Below are 22929 nucleotides of genomic sequence, written 5' to 3'. Positions count from 1 at the left end.
CCAGAAAAGTGTGAATGGCCAGCGGTGAACGTGCCTGGCCGTCCTGCTGAGCCAGCCGTAATCCCACCAGCGCACACCAGGCAAAATGCGCCAGGTCATCCAGTGATTCTTCGGGAGGTAATGCAGTATGATTCGTTTTATTCATGGCGGGGATTATATCGGCAGCACGTAGCACGGAAAAGACCGGAAAGCCTAGGGTATAACGCCGGTGCAAGGGTATAGCATCTTTTCTCATCACCAGACTGAATACTCAGGTGCGAATAACGCCCGTCCGGGCGAGAGTGATGGGTACCGTCATTGCCTTAACCTGCGTGGTAAGCTGGTTAAATGGCGCAGTGAAAGCGTCCCGGCCAGTACGACTGATAACGAGCGGCGTGACAGTCGTTATGCCAGCGCAGGCAGTACCGGTGACCGCCTGCCATGCGTCAGAGAGAATGGTGGTCAGCGCCTGTAGCGTACTGTCGGTCAGTTGCGTGTTTTGCCCTGCGTTCAGGGTATCACCGTTCATCAGCAGCACCATTTTGCATTCTGGTGCGCTGGCCGCCGTCCATATCCAGCGTAACAACGTCGGCGGTGAATTCTTACGTTCCTGATGGCGCGCCTGTGAGTAGTCCCCCATTCGCTGCCAGACTTCGGTATGAAAGCGCAGAATCAATGACCGGTGATCGGCCATCGTCTCACGGTACGGCAATACCAGCGTAAAGCTGAACGCTACAAGCCGTGGGTAATGGTCAACCGCCTGTTGCAGGAACGCGCGTATATTCATCACGTCCGCCGCGTCACCGACAGCTGTAGTGGGTAGATAAGGATTCATAAATAATTCTCTTATTTGCAGACAGTTAACCCGTACGCCATGAGTGCCGATCCGTTTTTACGAGGTGAAATATCTGTGTGTTTGTGAAGAGGTGAAGTGGGAATGAGGCCTGATGTGACGCGTGAACAGCGTTTCGTTGACCCCGTGACCCCGAAAGCAATTATTTCAATTGAACCATTAAGCTAGTACAGTAGTGTGTGATTTATACTCATACAGGAGGTTCAATGCTCACACTTTTTCTTACTGTCGCCGGGGTTCATCTGCTGGCATCCATGATGCCGGGTCCTGATTTTCTTTATGTTTCAGCGACCTCTGCGGGCAAAAGCCGTAAAGCCGCGCTGACAAGCGTGCTGGGGATCACCGCCGGTGTGGCGATATGGGCCTTTATCGCGCTGACGGGACTCACGGTGTTATTGCACAACATGACATGGCTGCAGAAGGCAATTCAGATCTGCGGCGGTGCGTATTTGTACTGGATGGGTATTCAGATGCTGAGAGCGTCGGGTAAACAAACCGATGCGTCAGCGACCTTCACAAAACAGGATGGCACCAGCGTCCGGCGAATTTTTATTCGTGGCCTGCTCACCAATCTGTCGAATCCAAAAGTCTTCGTCTATTTTGGTTCCATTTTCACCCTGTTTGTGGGCGATGGTATTCCACCTCAGGCCAGGTGGGTCCTGCTGGTGATGATGATTACGATTTCGTTTCTCTGGTTCAGCCTGGTGGCAACCATTTTCTCGCTTCCCCGCGTCAAACAGGGTTACCAGAAATTTGCCGGTAAAATAAACAAGATTGCAGGCGTCCTGTTCACGGGTTTTGGTCTGCATCTCATCCTGGTCAGAAACTGCCCCCTCGTCATTGCCCGGCAAACGCTATTTCCACTGCCGGGTAAACAGTCCCCAGCACAATGATTATCAAACCGGTTTAAATAGCCCCCTCCCGTGCTGATGCTCTTTATAGTTGGTCATGGCAAGGGGAGCATTCAATGGACGGTTGGTTAACGCAGGTGGAATTCGCCAGGATACGCAAAAATCTGGAATATCGTTCCGATACGTGGGCCGAACTCTGGTTTCTGCTCAACCTGACGCAGGCCAGAGTGACGCATCTTCTGCGCTGCCGCTACCAGGATCTGCAGGAGGGAGAACTGGTATTACCGGCGTATAGCATCTTTGAAGAGAAGCGAATCCCCCTTAACCCGACCGAGCGCGTGATCATCGCTCAGCGTCGCAAGCGATATCCCAATGATGTTTTTTTATTTCAGAGCCATTCACCGCGCATTAAAGCGTCGGTCAGCCCCATCTCCCTGATTGGTTTCAACGCAGCCCTCAAAAAAGCCGCCCGGGATATAACCTGTAAAACGGTCAGCAGCAAAAGTGCATTACACGTTAATCACGATATCCCAATACCACTCAACATGGTGGTATAGCTCGCAGGCCTGCTGCTCCGCGCTCTGGCGTGGGTCACTGACTTACCCGAAGCATTGTTCATAACATAAGCATCAATCAGGAAGTTACCCGATGGCGAACTACCGAGTTTTACTTATCAGCGTACTGGTGTTGAGTGGATGTACGTCCGATCCCGTTAAACAGGTTCGCACTCTGGCGGGCCTGAAACCAGCGGCAGGACCACTGGCCGATTGTTCAGAAAACGGTAACGTGCTGTCCTGTGACTGGAATAATGCGACTGATGACTGGTTGCATGCCGATCCGTCTGAATTCAGCGATACCCCACCAGCACAGAACCAATATGACCACGGCACCTCCACCCCAATGCGCTAACTCACGAGCCACGCGACATCAACGCTACCTTGAGTGGATCGGATTACATCGGGATCAATGGTCGGTTTGGGCCGGAATACGCATACAACGGGTCGAATAACTAAATTGGCACTTACGTTATTCAAGGAACCATTGAATATTACGGATACCTGATACGTCTGATCATTCAGACTGGCGATACCGGGAGGAACGGGTTAACGTTGTCAGGATGCATCGGTGATAGAAAGGGCAGGGGAATAACCCGGATATCCGCAACCATTCCCCATACGTCAACGTTAAAGCCATTATTACCCCACCACGATACCTCACTCAGGGAATACTCCATTAAATCACCAGTACCATGATCTCCATTAACTGCCCGTAGCAATCACTCATGGTCGTACTACCCACGGCTCATCCCAATGGACCTATAACCATCTTCATAACACTTGGTATGGTCTTTCGCCAGGTACTCCATACGCTTCAGTAATTCGGTAACCTGTTGCATATAATTAGGGGATTTTCTGTTTAAATAATAACATCCGTTCTCAGCCATATTGGCTAAACCTGAATATTGCTCTGAATCCAGACCTAACGCACTACACCATGCCTGCTGGATTAATGCGTATAAACTGTCATCGGCTTTATAACTTCCTGCGCCACGGTAGAAGTCTTTATTCAGTAACAGCAGAACATGGTAATGCTTACGGTGATTACGCTCACCGACTTCACGTACCCATACATACCGTAATCGATTATGCCAGTTACGCCCCCAGCGTTTGTTTTTACGTTGACAATCGACCAGCAACTTAGCTTTAAGAGATTCAATAAAACGAGTAATGTCTTTACTCGATAATCCGTACCGGTAATCTCCCGGAAAACGTAAATCAACACGTAATGCTAACGTACGTGGAAACTCTTCTGTTGCATTGCTAATAACATTGTAAAATGCTTGCTGGTAATCAGCATTCAAGGAATTATGTTGCATGTTAACACCTGAATAAATAATCTGCTCAATAATCAATACTGAGATGAGTAAGAGTAAGTAACCATACGATTAATCATCATGGTAATATTACATGCAGATATGTACATGAACATTATTGATGTGGTAAGCATTAACCGTATGGTGTTACATAATAAATATGTATTGCGTTATAATTAACTGGCTGTAAGGTATAGTATATTAGTATGTTAATAATAATCAATCTGAGTAGAGAGCAGATGTATTACTAACAAGTTTAATATTACCAGTAAGCATATATTACTAATAAACATATACTAATAAACATATATTACTATACCGACAGTAATTTCATCAGTGGGAATATAACAACAAGCCCCTCCGCCTGAGTAAACCCCACGAAGAATAATTAGTCAGATAATAATTTTACTCTGATATTAATTTTTCACTGTTTCACTCATTTTACCCCGTGACAACCTGCTACAGTCGCAACTGTAGCAGCTCAATAGAATGAAAAAACGGGGTTTTTGGTATAGGCATTATCATCAAAATGATGGCCTTTGAACACCATCCTGGCCCCGTAGCGACTATAATCAATATCTATCACCTTTGCTTTTTCAAGGTTACTCATGACGGTTTCCAGTAACGTACCTTTTCGCAGGACATTGGGACCATAACGCCTGATGTTGTTAAACCTCAGAGAACGTTTTCCTGTGGAATCCATTTTACGATGCAACCACGACAATAATAATGCCTCATAATACCCTTCCTCATATCCAAACAAGTTCATGGCCTGTTGCATATACCACTCGCATAATATCCAGGCACTTTCAACGTATTCTTTTTTAATCGTAGTGGAGCCGTCTATAAAATAGGCGAACAGAGCGGATAATCGCGCAACATTATTGGACAGTTTGGAAGCAAAGTCATTCATGCTTCCATACGCTTTATCAGGCCGAATCAGGCTTTCAATATGATTATAAATGCAGTCCCACTCATACTGGGCGGCAGGTTCAAAAACAGAATGTTTTTTTACCTTTGAACCTTCATTTGCCCGGGACTCTTCTAACAAATCGACTATACGCTGATGAAAGATATCCAGAGAATATGAATCATGATAATGAGGGCGAATAAAACGCTCACCTTGCGTAGAAAGACCTTCATCGATATGAACTACCAGGCAACGAGCAAAAAAACCACTACCGCGAGCTTTTTCACCATGCCTTTTGAAATAGGAATCAAATACCTTTTTTTGTGCCATCACGGATAGTGTGATATTCCCGTCCTCTATTGTGAAGCTCTTCGTCGTTTTACGCTCCACGTGGAAACTGACACCATCCCACAGTGAATTAATAAAACTCAGATCTTTCATGACCTGTCTGTCCAGGACATTAGCGCCCTCATCTGCAATCAACCCCACATTTGATGAGTGGTTATACATCGCTAACTGTAAAGCCTCAGGGGTAACGTTACTGTAAATCATTCGACTGATTTTAGGTTCCGCGGGCATATCATTGTTTAATTCATGTAGTCGTTGTTCCAGTACTTTAGTACATTGCCCTTTTACGGCAGCCTTTCTTATCTGACTTAAAATACCCTTTCGTTTTTCATGCCAAACAATCTGATTAACATCATGTTCTTTTTCTTTTAGTCTGGCCTGATGCAGGTTGTCCGCATCATGTTGATAAAATGGTTTAAGAATTTTTCTGTCTACTGATGTTTTCCGCTCGCCTGAGTTTGCAATGACCAGCAGAAACAGTGATACAGGTGAAGTCACATTTTCATTTACCCTGACATCAATCAGGCTCTGACAAGCCAGTGACATCGCGCTTATTGCTGATGATACAATAAGTGGAATAGATGCCTGTGTAAACTTATTAACATCTTTAATAGCCTCGCGTAAGAATGTCGGAATAGCGCTTAATGGGAAATCATTCATAAATCACCTATTGGTTATTAACTTTCGGGTGAATTATAAGTAGCAAACCATGTAGCAAGTCAACATAACACGCTAATGTTTAGTCCGTTCTGACAGTATTGGACTAAATTAGTTAAGTAGTAACTTCCGGAAATTTATATTTATCGGTACTTTCTTTATCAGAAAAAAACAGACGGATAATACCGGTCTTGCTATACCCTGCCAGTTAATATAAAGCATGTGTTATTTTTTAAATAAAACTCAGTTATATATCACCTCAGTGAATTCCCTCCCGTTTTACTCCAGCAGGCCATCCTCTCCGGATGGCCTTTTTTCATTCAGAGGCCAGCATGAAACATCCTTCGGGCTATACCCTTATTCGTCGCCATCTGCGGCGTTATCCGCACGCGTTGCGCCAGCATCTTATCCAGGAGCTTAATCGTCTCGTCACGTACGAACCCGTCATTGGCATCATGGGAAAGACTGGCGTCGGGAAGAGTAGTTTGTGTAATGCGTTGTTCCGAAGTGAAGTCTGCGCAGTGAATGCCGTGGAAGCCTGTACCCGTCAGCCACAGCATGTCCGGCTGCGCTTTGGTAATCATTTCCTGACACTAGTCGATTTACCCGGCGTAGGTGAAAGCCAGGCCCGCGACGGTGAATACCGCAAGCTTTACCAGGAGCAATTGCCACAGCTCGATATGGTGCTGTGGGTGCTCAAGGCCGATGACCGCGCTTATGCGGTGGAAGAGCAGTTTTATCAGGACGTATTTACGCAATTCAGCGGAGCGTTGCCGCCGGTATTGTGGGTACTCAACCAGGTGGACAAAACCGAACCCGCCGAGCAGTGGCTATGGCTGTCGGCGCAGCCCTCAGTGTTACAGGCTGAGCGTATTGCGCAGAAACAGCAGGCGGTGGCCCGGCAGTTGCAGATAGCAGAAATAGATATTCTGCCGGTTTCGGTCCGGGGGCGTTACCGTCTGTCACGTCTGGTGGAGGCCATGATTACCCGGCTCCCAAAGCAGGCCCGTAGCCCGCTTGTGCCGCACCTGCAGAACGGGTATCGCACCGAAGCCATCATCAGCACCGCCAGCAGCAGCTTCGGTGATGCCGTGGTGGACGTCATCGATAAGGTTATTGATCTGGCCCCGCTGCCGCAGGTGGCCCGTTCGGCGCTGCATGCTGTCACCCACACCGTCGCCCGCGCGGCACGCTCCCTGTGGGGATTTTTCTTCAGTTAGATAAACATCGTCATCACTGTCGATAAGCGTTTTTGCTTTATCACGATCAATTTCGTCGATCGAACAGATCGATATTCATTGCTGTACCTGATAAGTCCCGCAGCGACATAATCCACGGGGATTTGTGTCATTACGTTATTTACTCATTAAAAATCAATGCGATGACTCGCAGGGATTGTCACGTCTTAAGGAACTTATATGACTAAATATTATACCGCTACTGCCGCCATGATGCTGCTGGCAGCCCTGTCCTCAACTGCCGGTGCGGCTGAAAATGACATCATTAAGGTCGATATTCAGAAGAACATACAGGGTATCAATGTCGCCGTGACGGCTAAAACTGACACTGTCGTGATTAAGAATATTGACGTCAACCGGGGCAAATGCCCGTTGCTGACGAAGGGAACCATCACATACCAGGGCAAAAGGCTTGAGGGCTGGGTGGCGCAGGGGGCGACCTTCACCCCTACCACCATGCACTTTGCTGATGGTCTGACCTGGCATTTTGGCCATACCTACCTTCAGCCCCCGGCGGGCGTGGTCTGCAGCTTCCTTGAAGCCAGAGTATTCACCGACCAGGGCACCTTCACGGTGACCGAATAAACCGCTTTTAACATAGACCTCTAATCTCCCCAAATTTCTCATTGCTTATTAAAGGAAAAGTACTATGTCATTCAAATCGATAGTCCCTCTGGCCCTGGCGCTTTGCTTCTCCGGCCAGGCGCTGGCGTTCGGTAACCACGATACCTGGACCCGTGGCTTCACACAGGGTACAGCGGAATACACCATCCTCGGCAAGGGGCAGTCACAGCTGTACCTCGCCTGCGACAGCTCCGGCTCACAGGCCGCCACCATCATCTTCACCGACGCGAACGGCCATCAGGTCAGCATGGACAGCGGTCAGACCCTGACGATGAAAATCGATAACGACGAAGAGGCCGATATCAGCGAAAGCGATTCTCACGTGGGGGAAAACAACCTGATGTGGGCGTGGAACAAGCTGCGTACCGGTAAACGCGTGCTCGTTTCCGGCTCAGGTGCAAAACAGGTGGTGTTCACGCTGAAGGGTGCCGCCGCGTTAATACCGGCCTTCGGCGATAAAGGCTGCGTGGCTAAATTCGACGTGCCGTAATATCTCCTGCCACTCAGCAACAACACTACCCCGCAATACTTAGCTGCTCTTTAGCCAACACCACTCCACGCCCTGCTCATTGAGCAGGGTGTTTTTCTTTTTCTTTCACAAGAACTGAATATGCAAGTCACAGACAATATGCCATTACCACCCGGTCCGTTCACCCGCCGACAGGCTGAAGCCGTAGTGGCGCTTTACACCAACGTCACCATTGAAGACGACCAGGGTACGCACTTTCGGCTGGTGATCCGCGACAGCGAGGGGCAGTTGATCTGGCGTGCGTGGAATTTTGAAGCCAGTGCAGGGGAAGGGCTTAACCGCTATCTGGTCAGTCACGGTATACCCCGGGACTGACGCACCACGGGCCTCACCCGGAGACCCGCCACACCATCAAGCCATGCTCCCTTCGGGGAGCATGGCTTTTTTGTTTATGCCGCTAAATCAACCATAAGGAATTAACCATGAGACTAGCCAGCCGTTTTGGGCGAATAAATCAGATCCGCCGTGACCGTCCACTGACCCACGAAGAATTACACCAACATGTACCCAGCGTTTTTGGCGAGGACAAACACGCCTCCCGCTCAGAACGCTACAGCTATATACCGACTATCACCTTGCTCGAAAACCTGCAGCGCGAAGGGTTCCAGCCCTTCTTTGCCTGTCAGTCACGCGTGCGCGATCCTGACCGTCGTGAGCACACAAAGCACCTGCTACGCCTGCGTCGTGCTGGTCAGATAAACGGTCAACATGTGCCTGAAATCATCATTCTGAATTCGCACGATGGCGCGTCAAGTTTTCAGCTTTTACCAGGAATTTTCAGAAGCGTGTGTACCAACTCGCTCGTCTGCGGCCAGTCGTTTGGCGAAATCAGAGTTCCGCACCGGGGCGATATCGTCGGGAAGGTGATTGAAGGTGCTTACGAAGTAGTCGGTGTCTTTGACCAGGTGGAAGAGAAACGAGAGGCCATGGAAACCCTGTTACTCCCGCCCCCGGCACAGCAGGCGTTTGCCAGAGCGGCACTGACATACCGCTTTGGCGAGGAACACCAGCCAGTCACCGCAACGCAGATACTGACGCCACGACGATATGAGGACCGCCAGGACGACCTGTGGACAACCTACCAGAGGCTACAGGAGAACCTGCTGAAAGGCGGCCTGCCCGGACGTACCGCGAAGGGTAAACGCAGTCACACCCGTGCGGTTAATGGTATCGATGGCGACGTGAAACTCAACAGGGCCCTCTGGGTGATGGCGGAAAGTCTGCTGGAGACGCTGAAGTAATGCCGCACATCCCCGAAGGCGTGATTCAGGTGGCGCCATATCCGCTTTCACTGACCCACCGGACAGGTTGCCGCTCCGTCTCTGATGACGACCTGTGCGCCTGGTGTGCACATCTTCTCTACCGACCCGGTGAGCTCAGCCTGTGCCGTTTAAGTCTTCCTGAAGGCCTCTGGCCCTCACGCTGTGATGAGGATGGCTATGCGCTGTCCTGCCCGTCACTCCAGCTAAACCATCATCCCCGGCACGATAAATAAACAAGGAAAAACACTATGACCGACATTATCAACCTTAACGATACCCTCCCGTTACAGCCACAACCTGCCGGTACCGATTCTGCACCCGCGCTGACCGCCACCCTCGTACAGGACGAACAGCGCGTGGCGTTCTGGCCTGAGCACTTCGGGCGCATACCGCAGTGGATAATCCTCGAACCGACCGTCTTCGCGTGGATGGACCGCTTCTGCGCGGACTACAGCGGCGGCATCTGGAACTTTTATACGCTGAGCAATGGCGGTGCGTTTATGGCCCCGGAAGCTGACGACAATACTGATGAACAATGGTCCCTGTTCAACACCATGAACGGTAACGGCGGTGAGCTCAGTGCTGAAGCCGCCGGGATTGCCGTCTGTCTGATGACTTACAGCCACCACGCCATGCGCACCGAATGCGATGCCATGACGGAGCACTATTACCGCCTTCGGGACTATGCGCTCAATCATGCGGAATGCAGCGCCATCATGCACATCATCGACTGAGGGAAGCCGCTATGAAACAACAGTTACCGCTGTTTGCCCGTGAATTAGCCCCTGCCGACCAGCAAACGGTCAGGAAAGCGTTAACCCTGCTGGAATGCCAGCTACGGGAACCCGGGGCGTCATTTACGTCCAGCCATGCCGTCCGCGACTGGCTGCGCCTGCAGCTCGCCTCACTGGAGCGCGAAGAATTTACCGCACTCTTCCTCGATAACCAGCACCGCCTGATAGCCCACGAAACGCTCTTCACCGGCACCATCAACCATACGCAGGTCCATCCCCGGGAGGTGGTGAAAGCGGGGCTGAAGCATAACTGTGCCGCCGTCATTGTGGCGCACTGCCACCCGTCCGGGGTTGCCGAACCCAGCAATGCTGACCGTCAGGTCACTACGCGTCTTCAGCAGGCACTGGACCTGGTTGATATTCGTCTGCTGGACCATCTGGTGGTGGGCGGGATGGAGACCATCTCGTTTGCAGAGCGAGGCTGGCTGTAGCACAACAGGAAAGTCACCCGATGAAAATTATCAGCAAGCGCCAGGCAATGGCGATATACCGCCAGCATCCGCAGTCCCGGTTGTTTCGCTTCTGCACAGGTAAGTACCAGTGGTCCGGCAGCGTTTGTCACTATGCCGGGCGGGAGGTGCAGGATATCCGCGGTGTACTCGCCGTCTTCGCGGAACGCCGTCAGGACCGCAACGGCCCCTATGTCATCCTGCGCAGCGTCACGCTCAATTAACGTTAATTTAAGGAACGCTAAAATTGTCGAATAACATACCGCCTGTAAACCACGATATCACGGAACCCTGGTGGGGGCTCAAACGCAATATCACACCCTGTTTTGGCGCCCGTCTGGTGCAGGAGGGCAACCGGCTGCATTACCTCGCTGACCGCGCCAGCATCACCGGGACCTTCAGCGATGCAGATTTACGTCATCTGGATCAGGCGTTTCCCGTCCTGTTAAAGCAAATGGAAATGATGCTGCGTTCTGGTGAACTCACTCCCCGTCATCAGCACAGTGTGACCCTTTATGCTAAAGGACTGGTGTGTGAGGCCGATAGCCTCGGCTCGCACGGGTACATCTATCTCGCGATTTACCCGACACCTGTAACAACCGCGTAAACCTTCTTCCTGCTTACCCTCGTTTTTACCCATCAACAAAGAGTTCCCACGATGAAAATTTATCCTGTATCCGCAAAACGAGCCGCTGAGATTGAGCGGTTAACACATGTGTCACCCGTTGCCGTTTGGCGATGACGATGCCATTCAGGAATGCATTGATGCCGGTGATCCCCTGCTCGACGCTCTGAACGAGGTAGTGGAAGACAACAATCTGGAACGTACTGATAACCTGGGCAAATCACTGCTGTTGAGCCCGTCATTGCTCACGCCTGCAGATATCCTGAGCGCCCAAAACACCGTCGCCTGGTACAGGCGACCCGCTGCGCCAGTGTCCGTTGCTGTAACCACTGGCGTTTCTATATTAACGGAGTAAACCAATGCAAACCCAATCGGGATCCTCTACGCAGGAGGCTACACCACGCCTGTCACCCGTTGAAATCTGGCAGCAACTTCTCTCGTATCTGCTGGAAAGGCATTACGGCCTCTCGCTTAACGACACACAATTTGCCGATGAGCAGGTTATTACACAACAAATTGACGCCGGAATTTCACTGGCAGATACACTCAATTTTCTCGTGGAAAAATCAGAACTGGTGCGAATTGATCGCCCCGGCTTCTCCATTCATCATCAGTCCCCTTTTATCGGAGTGATTGATATTCTCCGGGCCAGACGGGCAACGGGACTGATGCAACGCAACGGGTATAAAAGGATCACTCATCTCATCGCAGGTAACGTAGTTCAGGAGCAACATACATGAAATTATCCCTGACCGTGGAAGCCGATGCCATTAACGTTCTGGCCCTCAACAGGGGTCGTATCGCCGTGGACATCGAAGGTATTGAACTGACCGATCTGATCAATGTGGTAAACCAGAACGGTTATTCGCTTCGCGTTGCTGACAGGCCGGGGACGCTGATTGTTGAAGATCCGCTCCCACCCGTCGCCCGCGTTAACGGCATCCAGTGTAGCACTGCGCATATCACCGAAGCCGACAACACCCTGCTGTATACCCTTTCGCACCAGCATGAAGATTTTGGTGACTGCGAATGGATCCTCTACACCGGGTCGGGCTATCTGCTCCACCTGGGCGCATGGTCATTTCCGGTATTACGCCTCAAACGTCTCGGCCTGTCGAAAGCCTGCCGTCGGTTAGTGGTAACACTTATCCGTCATTACTCCACAGACATTATTCATCTGGATGCCTTTGGCGAAGTGCTGCCCGGCCTCGCGACCTTTGACTGGTAGCCCCGTCTGGATTGCCACAATGTTTTCACATGCCGGAATTAACCACTGAAACTGCATTTCAGATCCTGAACGACTGGCCAGAACGGATTAGCCACCGAACTCCCCCCACCACACTCGTATCAACGCCAGCCCTCACCGGCTGGCGTTTTACTTTATATAAAGGAAAACCACCATGTCAGACCTTACCCTCACCGAACCCGAAGTATTAACCGGCCATACAGACGTGATTTGTTCTACCAGTATTGAACGTATCGTGACGGGACGTAACGCTGCGCTTACGCAGATTGAATCCCTCATTCAGCAACTGGACGACGTATCGGCGCTGACCCGCAGCATCGGCGGTAAAACGGCGCTGGACTGGCGATGAAGCAGGACTTCCGCTGTGGCTGCTGGCTCATGGAAAAAAGAGAAGCAGCGATGAAAGCCATCACCCGAAATCTCGATCGCGGTATATGGCGCGACCTGATGAAAAGGTCAGGGATGCTTTCCATCATGGATGCTCAGGCGCGTGACCAGTGGTACAACAGTCTGGAGAAGGACGATATTCCGGCGGTCAGTGAAGAAAATATCCTGAGCACGTTCGAGCAACTGCATCTGAATAAAGGCGAGGTATTTGAGCGCGGAGTGATAAATGTGTTCAAAGGCTTATCATGGGACTATCGGACGAATTCGCCCTGCAAATTTGGCACGAAAATCATCGTGACGGGACTGGTTAAATATGACCGGTGGGGATTTGGCCTTAACTGGGGCTGGCAGCGTGACCGGTTAGCAGACCTTGAGCGTATGGTGATGATCCTGGATGTTAAGCCTGTCCCGACAATGGCGCTGATGTTACCCGTCGCCTGGGAGACCATATCCATGCTAATCGGCACAGCACCCGCTACGAGGATGAGATGTTTACGATTAAATATTTCCAGAAGGGTACGGCACATATCACTTTTAAGCGACCGGAACTGATCGATAAGCTGAATGACATCATCGCCCGCCACTATCCGGGAGCGCTGGCAGCGAGATGAGAAGAGAGTGAGTTGTCCGATGCTATATCAGGTGAGCCAGCGCAAGCCGGATGACAATGGCATACTGGATGGCATACCGAAAAATCAGAAAAGAAAAAAGGCCATGTTAATCAATAACATGGCCCTGAATAGTGGCGGAACGGACGGGACTCGAACCCGCGACCCCCTGCGTGACAGGCAGGTATTCTAACCGACTGAACTACCGCTCCACTGTTCCCGTTTGGGGAACGAGGCGCATATTACGGTGCGCCTCCGATCTCGTCAACGCTTTTTCTCACGTTTTGAATCGTTTGCTGCAAAAATCGCCCAAACGATGATTTTACAGGCATTAAGGCGTTTTTTCAGGCGCGCCACAAACAGCTGCCGCCCTTCTTCTGGACCAGATCAAGCCGGGATTCGTGGTTAAGAAGCTCTTCGTCACTGGCTAAAATAACCCGCAACCGACTGGCCTGACGGACAACACGCTGAATGCCCGCTTCGCCTTGCATCTGCTGGGATTCATTTTCCATACTGAACTTCATTGACGTCTGCCCGCCGGTCATCGTCAAATAGACATCGGCCAGGATCTGGGCATCGAGCAACGCCCCGTGGAGCGTTCGCTTGGTATTGTCTATCTCGTAGCGCGAGCAGAGTGCATCCAGGCTGTTACGCTTGCCGGGGAACATCTTCCTTGCCAGCGCCAGGCTGTCCGTCACCTTACAGAAGGTGTTCGTCTTCGGAATATCACGATTAAGCTTGCTGAATTCATAATCCATAAAGCCGATATCGAACGATGCGTTATGGATGACAAGCTCGGCGCCCTTGATATATTCCAGGAACTCGTCAGCGACATCCGCAAAAGTCGGCTTATCCAGCAAGAACTCATCGGCAATCCCGTGAACGCCGAACGCTTCCGGATCAACCAGCCGATCGGGTTTGAGGTAGACGTGGAAGTTGTTCCCCGTAAGACGACGGTTCACCACTTCAACGGCGCCGATCTCGATGATCTTATGCCCTTCGTAGTGCGCGCCGATCTGGTTCATACCGGTGGTTTCGGTATCGAGGACAATCTGGCGAGTAATTGCAGTGCTCATAGCGGTCATTTATGTCAGACTTATCGTTTAACTGAACGTTTCGAATACAGGAAGTCTACCAGAGATGCGTAAACAGGTAGAAATTTTCACCGATGGATCTTGTCTCGGTAACCCAGGACCCGGCGGCTACGGCGCGATTATGCGCTATCGCCAGCACGAAAAAACCTTTAGCGAAGGCTATTTTCTGACCACCAACAACCGGATGGAGTTGATGGCGGCCATCGTGGCGCTGGAGGCGTTAAAAGAACATTGTGACGTGGTGCTAAGCACCGACAGTCAGTACGTGCGTCAGGGGATCACCCAGTGGATCCATAACTGGAAAAAACGCGGCTGGAAAACCGCCGATAAGAAGCCGGTCAAGAACGTCGATCTCTGGAAACGTCTTGATGCTGCGCTAGGCCAGCACCAGATTAAGTGGGAGTGGGTTAAAGGCCACGCAGGCCACCCGGAAAACGAACGCTGCGACGAACTGGCGCGTGCTGCGGCATCCAATCCCGCACATGAAGATGCGGGCTATCAGCCCGACGTCTAATCGGTTTTTTTGTACTGCCGCGTGGCGCCCACGGTCTGGCGGATGGGCGTTTTCGACTTGCTCTGCTTCATGGGGTTAAGCGTAAGGGGAATGGTTCGCTTACGCGCAACGATAAACTGCAAACAGCCCAACGCGGGGAGATGGGTGCTCAGTACCACGCCCCCCTGCCTCGCCCAGGGCAGCACCTGAAAACCGCCGTAGCAAAGCACTTCAAAGTTCAGCAATGAAAGCCAGTCGAGCTGACGCATCATGGTGAACATCCGGCTGTTGTAAGGTGGAGTCCGGCGTAGCACCGGTACCAGCTTACGCAGGCCCATCAGGCTTAGCGGATTGAATCCGCTAAGTACCAGCCAGCCGTCATCAATCAGCACGCGATCGGCTTCACGAAGCAGACGATGCGGATCGCTGCACCAGGGTAGCGTATGTGCGAGCAAACACGCATCGACGGATTTTTCCGCAAACGGCAGATGCAACGGGTCTGCTTTCACCTGAACCGGCGATCCGCCGAGAGAGACGTTAACCTGATGCGAGATAGCGCAGCTTTCGGTATTGATTTCCGCGCTGAGATTGCCAATCTTAAGCAGGTGAAAGCCATACATTTTCGCGAGCCAGGGCTTCAGCTGCTGTTCTAACGCTTCGCGATAGTATTCACCCCAGGGCAATTCCGCCCAACGTTCCGGTGCTGCGACAGTCTGAGGTATCCTTGCCGGTTTCATCAAAACACCCGCCACGCTCTAAGAGGTAATGTATGAATCTTATCAGTATTCCAGCGTTTCAGGACAATTACATCTGGGTTTTGGTTGACGACGATCGCCGCTGCATCATTGTCGATCCCGGAGAATCCGCCCCTGTACTGCACGCCATAAAAGAGAACGGCTGGCAGCCAGAAGCCATTCTGTTGACGCATCATCATAACGATCACACTGGCGGCGTGCCTGAACTGCGCGCTCATTTTCCGCATCTTGTGGTTTACGGACCGGCAGAGGCACAAGATAAGGGAATCACGCATGTAGTCGAAGAAGGCGAAAATATCCTCATACGCGAGTGGGAGTTTTCCGTATTTGCTACACCGGGTCACACTTTGGGACATCTGTGTTTCTACAGTAAGCCTTATCTTTTTTGCGGCGATACGCTGTTCTCTGGAGGCTGCGGAAGACTATTTGAAGGCACGCCAGCTCAAATGTATCAGTCTTTACAGAAGATTAACGCGCTACCCGATGAGACGCTCATTTGTTGCGCCCATGAGTATACATTAGGAAATATGAAGTTTGCCGTGAGCCTCTTACCCGAGGATCGAGCGATTCAGGATTATTATCACAAAGTGAAGGAGTTACGTGCAAAAAACCAAAAAACACTCCCCGTAATTCTGAAAAATGAGCGCCAAATTAATTTATTTTTACGCACAGATGATATTGATTTAATTAATAAAATTAACCAAGAAACAAATTTGCAACAACCAGAACAGCGATTTGCATGGTTAAGGTCAAAGAAAGATAACTTCAGATAATTGCGGGTTGCCTTTTCAAAATTTCGCCGTTATCATCGCTCGTCTTTTAAGCAACTATTGACACACACATGAAGGCAAAAGCGATATTACTCGCCTCTGTCCTGCTTGTAGGTTGCCAGTCGCAAAACGGCAGCAACGTACAACAGCACGCACAGAGCCTTTCTGCAGCTGGTCAAGGGAAAGCAGGGAAGTTTGCAAGTTCGGCGCGCTGGATGGACGATGGAACATCTTACGCGCAGGATCAAGACTTGTGGACCTCTATTGGCGACGAGCTAAAGATGGGAATTCCGGAAAATCCCCGGATTCGCGAACAGAAACAGAAGTATTTAAGTAATAAGAGCTATCTCCACGATGTAACGTTACGGGCAGAGCCGTATATGTACTGGATAGCCGGGCAAGTTAAGAAACGTAACATGCCTATGGAGCTGGTACTCCTACCCATAGTGGAGAGCGCTTTTGACCCACACGCGACGTCTGGCGCCAATGCCGCAGGCATTTGGCAGATCATTCCGAGCACCGGGCGAAACTATGGTCTGAAACAGACCCGCAACTATGATGCGCGTCGCGATGTTGTCGCTTCAACGACAGCCGCTCTCGACATGATGCAACGTCTGAACAAGATGTTTGACGGCGACTGGCTGTTAACGGTCGCAGCGTATAATAGTGGCGAAGGTCGTGTACTGAAGGCAATGAAAGCGAATAAAGCACGGGGTAAATCCACCGATTTTTGGTCGCTCTCACTGCCACAGGAAACAAAGATTTACGTACCGAAAATGCTGGCATTGAGCGATATTCTCAAGAACAGCAAGCGTTACGGTGTACAACTGCCAACACCAGACGAAAGTCGTGCACTGGCGCGTGTTCGCCTCAGCAATCCGGTTGATATTCAACAGGTTGCTGATATGACGGGTATGTCGGTAAGTAAATTGAAAACCTTTAATGCTGGCGTTAAAGGCTCAACTCTGGGGGCAAGTGGCCCGCAGTATGTAATGGTTCCGCAGAAACATGCCGAGCAGTTACGTGAGTCTTTAGCTTCTGGTGAAATCGCCGCCGTTCAGTCAACGCTGATCGCGGATGCATCATCAGTTAACAGCCGCAGCTATAAGGTTCGTTCAGGTGACACGCTTTCGGGCATTGCGTCACGTCTTGGCGTGAATGCGAAAGATCTGCAGCAGTGGAATAACCTGCGCAGCTCCGGCCTGAAAGTGGGTCAGACTCTGACGGTAGGTGCAGGTAGCAGCGCACAGCGTCTCGCCAGCAACAGCGATAGCATTACCTATCGCGTGCGCAAGGGTGATTCACTGTCCAGTATCGCAAGACGACACGGCGTAAACATCAAGGATGTGATGCGCTGGAACAATGATACTGACAATCTGAAACCTGGCGACCAGCTGACGCTGTTTGTGAAGAACAGCGCGACGCCAGACTCCTGATAGCACGATCGAAAGATAAAAAGGCACCGATTCCCCTCGGTGCCTTTTTTGTTTATTCCGCTTTTTGCGCTTCAGCCATGATGGTATCGCTGGTAAACGAGCCATCGTCCTGCAGTTCAAAGTACGCCTTTACCTCCGCGGACGCACTCTCCTGATACAGTCTGATCGCCTGGCTCAATGCTTCCGGGGTGCGCATACGCGCGATCCAGGAGCTGAACTCCAGCGGTAAACGATCGGTAATCAACGCGCGCGCGATCAGCCCCGCTTCAGTGATAAGCGACAACCACTCTCCGCTGGCGTAATTTTGCACGTGCGAGGTATCGCGCAGCGCTTCTACCGTCTGCAGCCAGATATTGCGCACCGGGTGTCCGGGAGACATCACATCCATAATGATGAAGGTGCCGCCCGGCTTCAGAACACGTTTGACCTCGCGCAATGCCTGGCCGACATCGTGCCAGTGGTGCGCGGAATAACGGCTGATCACCACCTCAAACGATGCATCATCGAACGGTAAGGATTCGGCATAGCCCTGGCGCGTATCGATGTTGTTCAGCCCTTTCGCTTTTGCCGCCCCGGCAACGACGTCCAGCATCTGGCTGGATAAGTCATACGCGGTAACGTGAGCGACCCGCTGCGCAGCCGTAAAGCTGGCATGCCCTGCCCCACAGCCTAAATCCAGCACGTGCGCCTGCGGGAACGCCGCCAGACGTTCACCGAGACGCACCAGATCGCGGCCAGAAGCATGCACGGCGCTGCTCAGATAGGCACTTGCCTGAGAACCAAACTGTTTTTCTACGTTGTCATGATGGGAGCGTGTTGTTGTCATCGTACTGTCCTTTGTGAGTGAAAAATAAAGGGCAGCACCCGCACAGGCCTGCCCCACGGCAGACCTGACACACCATTATTTATCAGGTTTGCCGGGACTGAATTCGACTAGTAGAGGGTTATGATCCGAGGCGCGCGTCACCAGAACCGAGGCATCGTGCACGCTCAAACCACGATAGAAGACAAAATCGAGAGGACGACCAAAGGCTTTTTTGCGCTGGTCATCGCTAAAACGAACTTCACGCAGCGACATTTCGCGCGCAAAGCGATACAGCGCATTCATGCGCGGACGACTCCAGGCATTGAAATCGCCAGCCATAATGATGGGACCGCTGTGATGGGCAATCTGATCGCCGATCGGAAGTAACTGCTTACTGTAGACATCCACGCCCAGGCTGAAGTTTACCGCGTGGATATTCACGACCATCAGCATTCGGGTATCCGGCAGCGGATAGACCGTCACCAGCGCCGATTTTGCCAGACGCAGGATAGGTTCACGTTCGCGCAGCGGGCAGCAATAGACCGGATGTGCTGCTGAAAGCGTCATCACACCTGAGGGGTGTTGCGGCAGGACAAACGCAGGCACCTGGTCGGCGGCAAGATAGTTCGTGGTGGCAAACCGTACCAGCTCGGGAGTAGTTTGCGCCTCCTGAAGCAGAACCAGATGGGCATCTTTTCCAAAATTCTTGAGCACCGATAACCATTCGGCACGCTGCTGCTTAAAGATATTCCACACCAGTACACGGATTTTCTCATCGCTGCTTAACGGTGTGCCGGCGGGTAATGCCTGGCTTATGCTCGCAAATGACCCCGGAGGCAAGATCCTCTCCGCGGGCATTCCGGCAACATAACGCATGGCATAGGTATTTTTTCGCACTTTTGGAAACAGCCTCTGTAACATGAACCAGCCCGGAAAACGGACTGGTTCTAATGTTATAGGGACTTTAGGTCATACTTTCAACGCAATTTCTGAGAAACCGCTTTCCAGTTTTGTAAGCAAGCACTTACTGATGTTAACCCAGCGCGACCCTGGCTGGCTTATCGAGACGTCCACTCAGTCCAATCAGCAGGAAGGCGACCAGGACAATCACCGCGCCAATCCACGGAGTCTGGGCTAATCCAATATGCGCTACGGTTTGTCCGCCAATGATGGAGCCCAGCGCAATGCCGATATTAAATGCGGCAATGTTCAGACCGGACGCCACATCCACCGCATTTGGCGTATAGAGCTCGGCTTTCTGGACAACGTAAACCTGAAGCCCGGGGACATTACCAAAGGCAAAGATCCCCATGACCAGCACAGTGACCAGCGCGGCGTAGTGTACCGAAGCCGTGAACTGGAAAATCATCAGCAGAACCACCAGGGCGGCGAAGATGAATTTCAGCGCCGGTACCGCACCATGCTTATCCGCAAGCTTGCCGCCCCAGATATTGCCAACGGCAACGGAAATACCGTATCCCAGCAAAATCCAGCTCACGGCATTAGGTGAAAAGCCTGCCAGGTCCTGCATCATCGGCGCCAGGAAGGTGAAAGCCGTGAATACGCCGCCATAGCCCAATGCAGTTACCGCGTAGATAATCAGCAAACGCGGATGCGTGAGCACCTTCAGCTGATCGCGCAGGCTGGCGCTCGCCCGGCCTGGGATATTCGACGGTACCAGCAGCAGGCTGGTCACCAGGGCGATGGCACCCAGTAAGGAGACGGCAAGGAACGTTTCACGCCAGCCGAAGTGTTGTCCGATAAACGTTCCCAGCGGTACGCCCGTAACGAGTGCAACGGTCAGTCCACCAAACATGATCGCAATCGCTGAAGCCGCTTTCTCTTTGGGCACCAGGCTGGTTGCAATGGTGGAACCAATCGAGAAGAACACGCCGTGTGCAAGGCCGGTTAACAGACGCGCAATCACCAGCGTGGTGTAGTCCGGCGCCTGCCAGGCCAGAATGTTGCCAGCGGTGAACAGCACCATCAGCGCGACTAACAGCTGCTTACGCGGAAAACGTCCGGTCAGGGCCGTCAGCACTGGCGCACCGACGGCGACGCCCAGGGCGTAGATAGACACCAGCAATCCGGCGGAAGGCAACGAGATCGCAAGCTGGTTAGCAATAGTGGGAACCAGGCCCACGATAACAAATTCGGTCGTGCCAATTGCGAAGGCACTGATCGTCAGGGCAAGTAGCGCCAGTGGCATAAAATACTCCGTATCATCAGGATTAAGATGACAGGCAGTATGCGCCAGTGCTTAAATAACAAAAATGGTCAAAATCTCAATAGAATTTTGCAGGTGGTGCAAAAATGAAAGCAACATCGGAAGAGCTGACAATCTTTGTCGCCGTCGTTGAAAGCGGCAGCTTTAGCCGCGCGGCCGAACAGCTGGGTCAGGCTAACTCAGCCATCAGCCGTTCGGTAAAAAAACTGGAGATGAAGCTTGGGGTGAGTCTGCTTAACCGAACGACGCGGCAGCTGAGCCTGACGGAAGAGGGAGAGCGTTACTTCCGCCGCGTGCAGTCGGTATTGCAGGAGATGGCTGCAGCGGAGACGGAGATTATGGAGACCCGCAGCACGCCGCGTGGGTTGCTGCGCATTGATGCGGCCACGCCGGTTGTGCTCCATTTTCTGATGCCGCTGATCAAACCTTTCCGCGAACGCTATCCGGAGATGACGCTTTCTCTGGTCTCCTCAGAGACGTTTATCAACCTCATCGAGCGGAAAGTGGATGTGGCTATCCGGGCGGGAACCCTGACAGATTCAAGCTTGCGTGCCCGCCCTCTGTTTGCCAGCTACCGCAAAATTATCGCATCGCCAGAGTATATTGCCAAACATGGGAAACCGGAGACGGTTGAAGAATTGAAGCAGCATCTGTGCCTTGGCTTTACGGAGCCGGTGTCGCTGAACACCTGGCCTGTCGCCTGTCATGATGGTCAACTTCATGAAATTACCTGCGGATTATCCTCAAACAGCGGGGAAACGCTGAAGCAGCTGTGTCTCGAAGGAAATGGTATCGCCTGCTTGTCAGACTATATGATTGACAAGGAGATAGCCCGGGGTGAACTGGTGGAGCTAATGGCCGATAAACGCCTGCCGGTCGAAATGCCTTTTAGCGCGGTGTATTACAGTGACAGAGCGGTGAGTACGCGCATTCGTGCCTTTATTGACTTCCTGAGTGAACATATAAAAACAGCTCCCGGAGGAGCTGTATGAGGGTTCAGGTTACAGAGGGCGGGTCAAACTTAATCCCAGTCAGGAGCTAAACCTTCCGGGCTTACCAGGCGATCGTTGCACTCCAGCGCTGCGATCGCTTTTTTATCGTCTGCATCCAGATGAAGATCCGCTGCTAAAAGGTTGCTGGCCAGGTTTTCACGCTTAGTTGATGATGGGATCACTGCATAACCTTCACCCATTGCCCATGCCAGAATCACCTGCGCAGCAGTCGCGTTATGTTTCTCTGCGATACGCGTAATTACCTCATCTTTCAGCGCCTTACCGTAGGCCAGCGTCATGTAGGAGGTGATGTGGATCTCGTGCTGTTTTGCCCAGTCCACGACTTTGCGGTTTTGCAGGTATGGCGACAGCTCAATCTGGTTAGTCGCAATATTTTCTGCGCCAACAGCAGCAATGGCTTTTTCCATCAGCGGAATGGTGAAGTTGGAGATCCCGATTTCGCGGGTTAAGCCCTGCTTTTTCGCTTCCAGCAATGCCTGCATGAATTCTTCTACTGAGACGGTATCATTCGGTGATGGCCAGTGGATCAGCGTCAGATCTACGTAGTCAGTACGCAGTTTTTTCAGGCTCTCTTTCAGGCTTGGGATCAGCTTATCTTTGCTGAGATTCTCAATCCAGATTTTCGTGGTGATAAACAGTTCATTACGCGGTACACCACTCTCTTCGAGAGCTTGTCCAACGGCAGCTTCGTTTTCATAGATCTGTGCCGTATCAACTGCACGATAGCCCAGTTCGAGTGCGGTTTTAACCGATGCGATAACAACGTCGTCTTTCAGGCGGAAAGTGCCCAGACCAAATGCAGGGAGAGTCATACTATTCCTCAATCATTATGTTCGTAAACTGAGGAAGATTATCGCTGGCGTTGTTATAGAGAAAAAGATCGCAAAACGCAGAGGATTTTTGCTAATTTCGCAATAATTAAACGTCAGATAAGAAAAAAGCCCTGAGCGTGAGCTCAGGGCTTTTAATAAGTGGCGGAACGGACGTCCGCTTGATATAAATCCGATTTGGTACGACACCGTCAACTAAACCCGCATAAATACAGTAAATCACGCTATTACCCGTCCGATGCATGTTAGCCCAATCCAAAGAAAGCTTCAATT

At 51.4% G+C, this 22929-nt stretch carries 28 protein-coding genes, 1 tRNA gene and 2 pseudogenes; 21 read left to right on the top strand and 10 right to left on the bottom strand.

The features are described 5' to 3' along the window. Positions 1-250: 250 nt before the first annotated feature. Positions 251-814 (bottom strand): inovirus-type Gp2 protein, encoded by a 564-nt coding sequence (locus ACERY3_RS24715; RefSeq protein ID WP_373226722.1) that lies wholly within the window; start codon positions 812-814, stop codon positions 251-253. 224 nt (positions 815-1038) lie between these two features. Here ACERY3_RS24715 and ACERY3_RS24710 point away from each other — a divergent pair. The 3 genes and pseudogenes from ACERY3_RS24710 to ACERY3_RS24700 form a co-directional block, all read left to right on the top strand. Then, positions 1039-1656, top strand: a pseudogene (locus ACERY3_RS24710) (homoserine/threonine efflux transporter); the annotation flags it as partial. Positions 1657-1799: 143 nt separating this feature from the next. Then, the gene (locus tag ACERY3_RS24705) at positions 1800-2240 is read left to right on the top strand and encodes a hypothetical protein (protein ID WP_373226720.1); all 441 of its coding nucleotides are present in this window, start codon (positions 1800-1802) and stop codon (positions 2238-2240) included. A 91-nt stretch (positions 2241-2331) separates the two neighbouring features. Continuing rightward, a complete protein-coding gene (locus ACERY3_RS24700; RefSeq protein WP_373226719.1) occupies positions 2332-2592 on the top strand; it encodes a hypothetical protein in 261 nt (86 codons plus the stop codon). A gap of 382 nt (positions 2593-2974) precedes the next feature. Here the strand turns inward: ACERY3_RS24700 and ACERY3_RS24695 are convergent, their stop codons facing one another. Then, complete coding sequence (locus ACERY3_RS24695) at positions 2975-3559, bottom strand: inovirus Gp2 family protein (RefSeq protein WP_373226718.1); 585 nt, start codon at positions 3557-3559, stop codon at positions 2975-2977. A gap of 478 nt (positions 3560-4037) precedes the next feature. Continuing rightward, the gene (locus ACERY3_RS24690; protein ID WP_373226717.1) at positions 4038-5474 is read right to left on the bottom strand and encodes a YfjI family protein; all 1437 of its coding nucleotides are present in this window, start codon (positions 5472-5474) and stop codon (positions 4038-4040) included. A 329-nt stretch (positions 5475-5803) separates the two neighbouring features. On the opposite strand from ACERY3_RS24690, the gene ACERY3_RS24685 reads away from it, so the two are divergent. The 14 genes and pseudogenes from ACERY3_RS24685 (at position 5804) to ACERY3_RS24620 (ending at position 13236) form a co-directional block, all read left to right on the top strand. Then, a complete protein-coding gene (locus tag ACERY3_RS24685) occupies positions 5804-6691 on the top strand; it encodes a GTPase family protein (protein WP_373226716.1) in 888 nt (295 codons plus the stop codon). A 198-nt stretch (positions 6692-6889) separates the two neighbouring features. Continuing rightward, entirely contained in the window at positions 6890-7294 is a 405-nt protein-coding gene (locus tag ACERY3_RS24680; protein ID WP_373226715.1) for a hypothetical protein, read from the top strand. Positions 7295-7358: 64 nt separating this feature from the next. Beyond that, positions 7359-7823 (top strand): hypothetical protein, encoded by a 465-nt coding sequence (locus tag ACERY3_RS24675; RefSeq protein WP_373226714.1) that lies wholly within the window; start codon positions 7359-7361, stop codon positions 7821-7823. A 120-nt stretch (positions 7824-7943) separates the two neighbouring features. Further along, positions 7944-8177 carry a DUF905 domain-containing protein gene (locus ACERY3_RS24670; protein ID WP_373226712.1) on the top strand — a complete coding sequence of 78 codons (234 nt, stop codon included), beginning with the start codon at positions 7944-7946 and terminating at the stop codon, positions 8175-8177. Between the two features lie 107 nt (positions 8178-8284). After that, entirely contained in the window at positions 8285-9103 is an 819-nt protein-coding gene (locus tag ACERY3_RS24665; protein ID WP_373226710.1) for a DUF932 domain-containing protein, read from the top strand. Then, the gene (locus ACERY3_RS24660) at positions 9103-9357 is read left to right on the top strand and encodes a hypothetical protein (RefSeq protein WP_373226709.1); all 255 of its coding nucleotides are present in this window, start codon (positions 9103-9105) and stop codon (positions 9355-9357) included. The genes ACERY3_RS24665 and ACERY3_RS24660 overlap by 1 nt, the downstream gene beginning before the upstream one ends. A gap of 15 nt (positions 9358-9372) precedes the next feature. Continuing rightward, the gene (locus ACERY3_RS24655) at positions 9373-9858 is read left to right on the top strand and encodes an antirestriction protein (protein ID WP_373226707.1); all 486 of its coding nucleotides are present in this window, start codon (positions 9373-9375) and stop codon (positions 9856-9858) included. Positions 9859-9869: 11 nt separating this feature from the next. Next, positions 9870-10349, top strand: a complete 480-nt coding sequence (radC, locus tag ACERY3_RS24650) for a DNA repair protein RadC (RefSeq protein WP_373226705.1) — start codon at positions 9870-9872, stop codon at positions 10347-10349. 20 nt (positions 10350-10369) lie between these two features. Further along, entirely contained in the window at positions 10370-10591 is a 222-nt protein-coding gene (locus ACERY3_RS24645; RefSeq protein WP_373226704.1) for a DUF987 domain-containing protein, read from the top strand. A gap of 23 nt (positions 10592-10614) precedes the next feature. Continuing rightward, entirely contained in the window at positions 10615-10974 is a 360-nt protein-coding gene (locus ACERY3_RS24640) for a type IV toxin-antitoxin system YeeU family antitoxin (RefSeq protein WP_373226702.1), read from the top strand. A 106-nt stretch (positions 10975-11080) separates the two neighbouring features. Next, positions 11081-11347 (top strand): TA system toxin CbtA family protein, encoded by a 267-nt coding sequence (locus ACERY3_RS24635; protein WP_373226701.1) that lies wholly within the window; start codon positions 11081-11083, stop codon positions 11345-11347. Between the two features lie 4 nt (positions 11348-11351). Then, entirely contained in the window at positions 11352-11732 is a 381-nt protein-coding gene (locus ACERY3_RS24630) for a TA system toxin CbtA family protein (protein ID WP_232937193.1), read from the top strand. Next, the gene (locus tag ACERY3_RS24625; RefSeq protein ID WP_262771915.1) at positions 11729-12220 is read left to right on the top strand and encodes a DUF5983 family protein; all 492 of its coding nucleotides are present in this window, start codon (positions 11729-11731) and stop codon (positions 12218-12220) included. The genes ACERY3_RS24630 and ACERY3_RS24625 overlap by 4 nt, the downstream gene beginning before the upstream one ends. A 172-nt stretch (positions 12221-12392) precedes the next feature. Beyond that, positions 12393-13236: pseudogene (locus tag ACERY3_RS24620) on the top strand (DUF4942 domain-containing protein). A 132-nt stretch (positions 13237-13368) separates the two neighbouring features. Here the strand turns inward: ACERY3_RS24620 and ACERY3_RS24615 are convergent. Next, positions 13369-13445 (bottom strand) — tRNA-Asp (locus tag ACERY3_RS24615). Between the two features lie 132 nt (positions 13446-13577). Further along, complete coding sequence (dnaQ, locus tag ACERY3_RS24610; protein ID WP_072210900.1) at positions 13578-14309, bottom strand: DNA polymerase III subunit epsilon; 732 nt, start codon at positions 14307-14309, stop codon at positions 13578-13580. Positions 14310-14373: 64 nt separating this feature from the next. Between dnaQ and rnhA the strand changes: the two genes are divergently transcribed. Continuing rightward, positions 14374-14841, top strand: coding sequence for a ribonuclease HI (gene rnhA / locus ACERY3_RS24605; RefSeq protein ID WP_023334599.1), 468 nt, complete (start codon positions 14374-14376; stop codon positions 14839-14841). Here the strand turns inward: rnhA and ACERY3_RS24600 are convergent. Next, positions 14838-15557 carry a class I SAM-dependent methyltransferase gene (locus ACERY3_RS24600; protein WP_023310484.1) on the bottom strand — a complete coding sequence of 240 codons (720 nt, stop codon included), beginning with the start codon at positions 15555-15557 and terminating at the stop codon, positions 14838-14840. The genes rnhA and ACERY3_RS24600 overlap by 4 nt on opposite strands. A 32-nt stretch (positions 15558-15589) precedes the next feature. Here ACERY3_RS24600 and gloB point away from each other — a divergent pair, with 32 nt between their 5' ends. Together gloB and mltD are read left to right on the top strand one after the other, a co-directional pair. Then, positions 15590-16348 carry a hydroxyacylglutathione hydrolase gene (gene gloB, locus ACERY3_RS24595; protein WP_058842165.1) on the top strand — a complete coding sequence of 253 codons (759 nt, stop codon included), beginning with the start codon at positions 15590-15592 and terminating at the stop codon, positions 16346-16348. 68 nt (positions 16349-16416) lie between these two features. Then, a complete protein-coding gene (gene mltD / locus ACERY3_RS24590) occupies positions 16417-17781 on the top strand; it encodes a murein transglycosylase D (protein ID WP_058842166.1) in 1365 nt (454 codons plus the stop codon). A 52-nt stretch (positions 17782-17833) separates the two neighbouring features. Here the strand turns inward: mltD and ACERY3_RS24585 are convergent, their stop codons facing one another. The 3 genes from ACERY3_RS24585 to ACERY3_RS24575 all read right to left on the bottom strand — a co-directional run bounded on the left by ACERY3_RS24585 (position 17834) and on the right by ACERY3_RS24575 (position 20795). Further along, the gene (locus ACERY3_RS24585; protein ID WP_048980843.1) at positions 17834-18607 is read right to left on the bottom strand and encodes a class I SAM-dependent methyltransferase; all 774 of its coding nucleotides are present in this window, start codon (positions 18605-18607) and stop codon (positions 17834-17836) included. Positions 18608-18682: 75 nt separating this feature from the next. Further along, positions 18683-19483, bottom strand: a complete 801-nt coding sequence (locus ACERY3_RS24580; protein ID WP_024909448.1) for an endonuclease/exonuclease/phosphatase family protein — start codon at positions 19481-19483, stop codon at positions 18683-18685. Positions 19484-19619: 136 nt separating this feature from the next. Next, positions 19620-20795 (bottom strand): MFS transporter, encoded by a 1176-nt coding sequence (locus ACERY3_RS24575; RefSeq protein ID WP_058842167.1) that lies wholly within the window; start codon positions 20793-20795, stop codon positions 19620-19622. A 104-nt stretch (positions 20796-20899) separates the two neighbouring features. On the opposite strand from ACERY3_RS24575, the gene yafC reads away from it, so the two are divergent. Then, positions 20900-21805 carry a DNA-binding transcriptional regulator YafC gene (gene yafC / locus ACERY3_RS24570; protein ID WP_058842168.1) on the top strand — a complete coding sequence of 302 codons (906 nt, stop codon included), beginning with the start codon at positions 20900-20902 and terminating at the stop codon, positions 21803-21805. Between the two features lie 29 nt (positions 21806-21834). Here yafC and dkgB read toward each other — a convergent pair whose 3' ends face one another. Continuing rightward, positions 21835-22638, bottom strand: coding sequence for a 2,5-didehydrogluconate reductase DkgB (gene dkgB, locus ACERY3_RS24565; protein WP_058842169.1), 804 nt, complete (start codon positions 22636-22638; stop codon positions 21835-21837). Positions 22639-22929 lie beyond the last annotated feature (291 nt).

This window comes from Enterobacter cloacae complex sp. ESBL7 (assembly GCF_041679625.1).
GTDB lineage: Bacteria > Pseudomonadota > Gammaproteobacteria > Enterobacterales > Enterobacteriaceae > Enterobacter > Enterobacter asburiae_B.
Note: the sequence above shows the minus strand (reverse complement) of the source record. Positions and strands in the feature narration are given on the sequence as shown.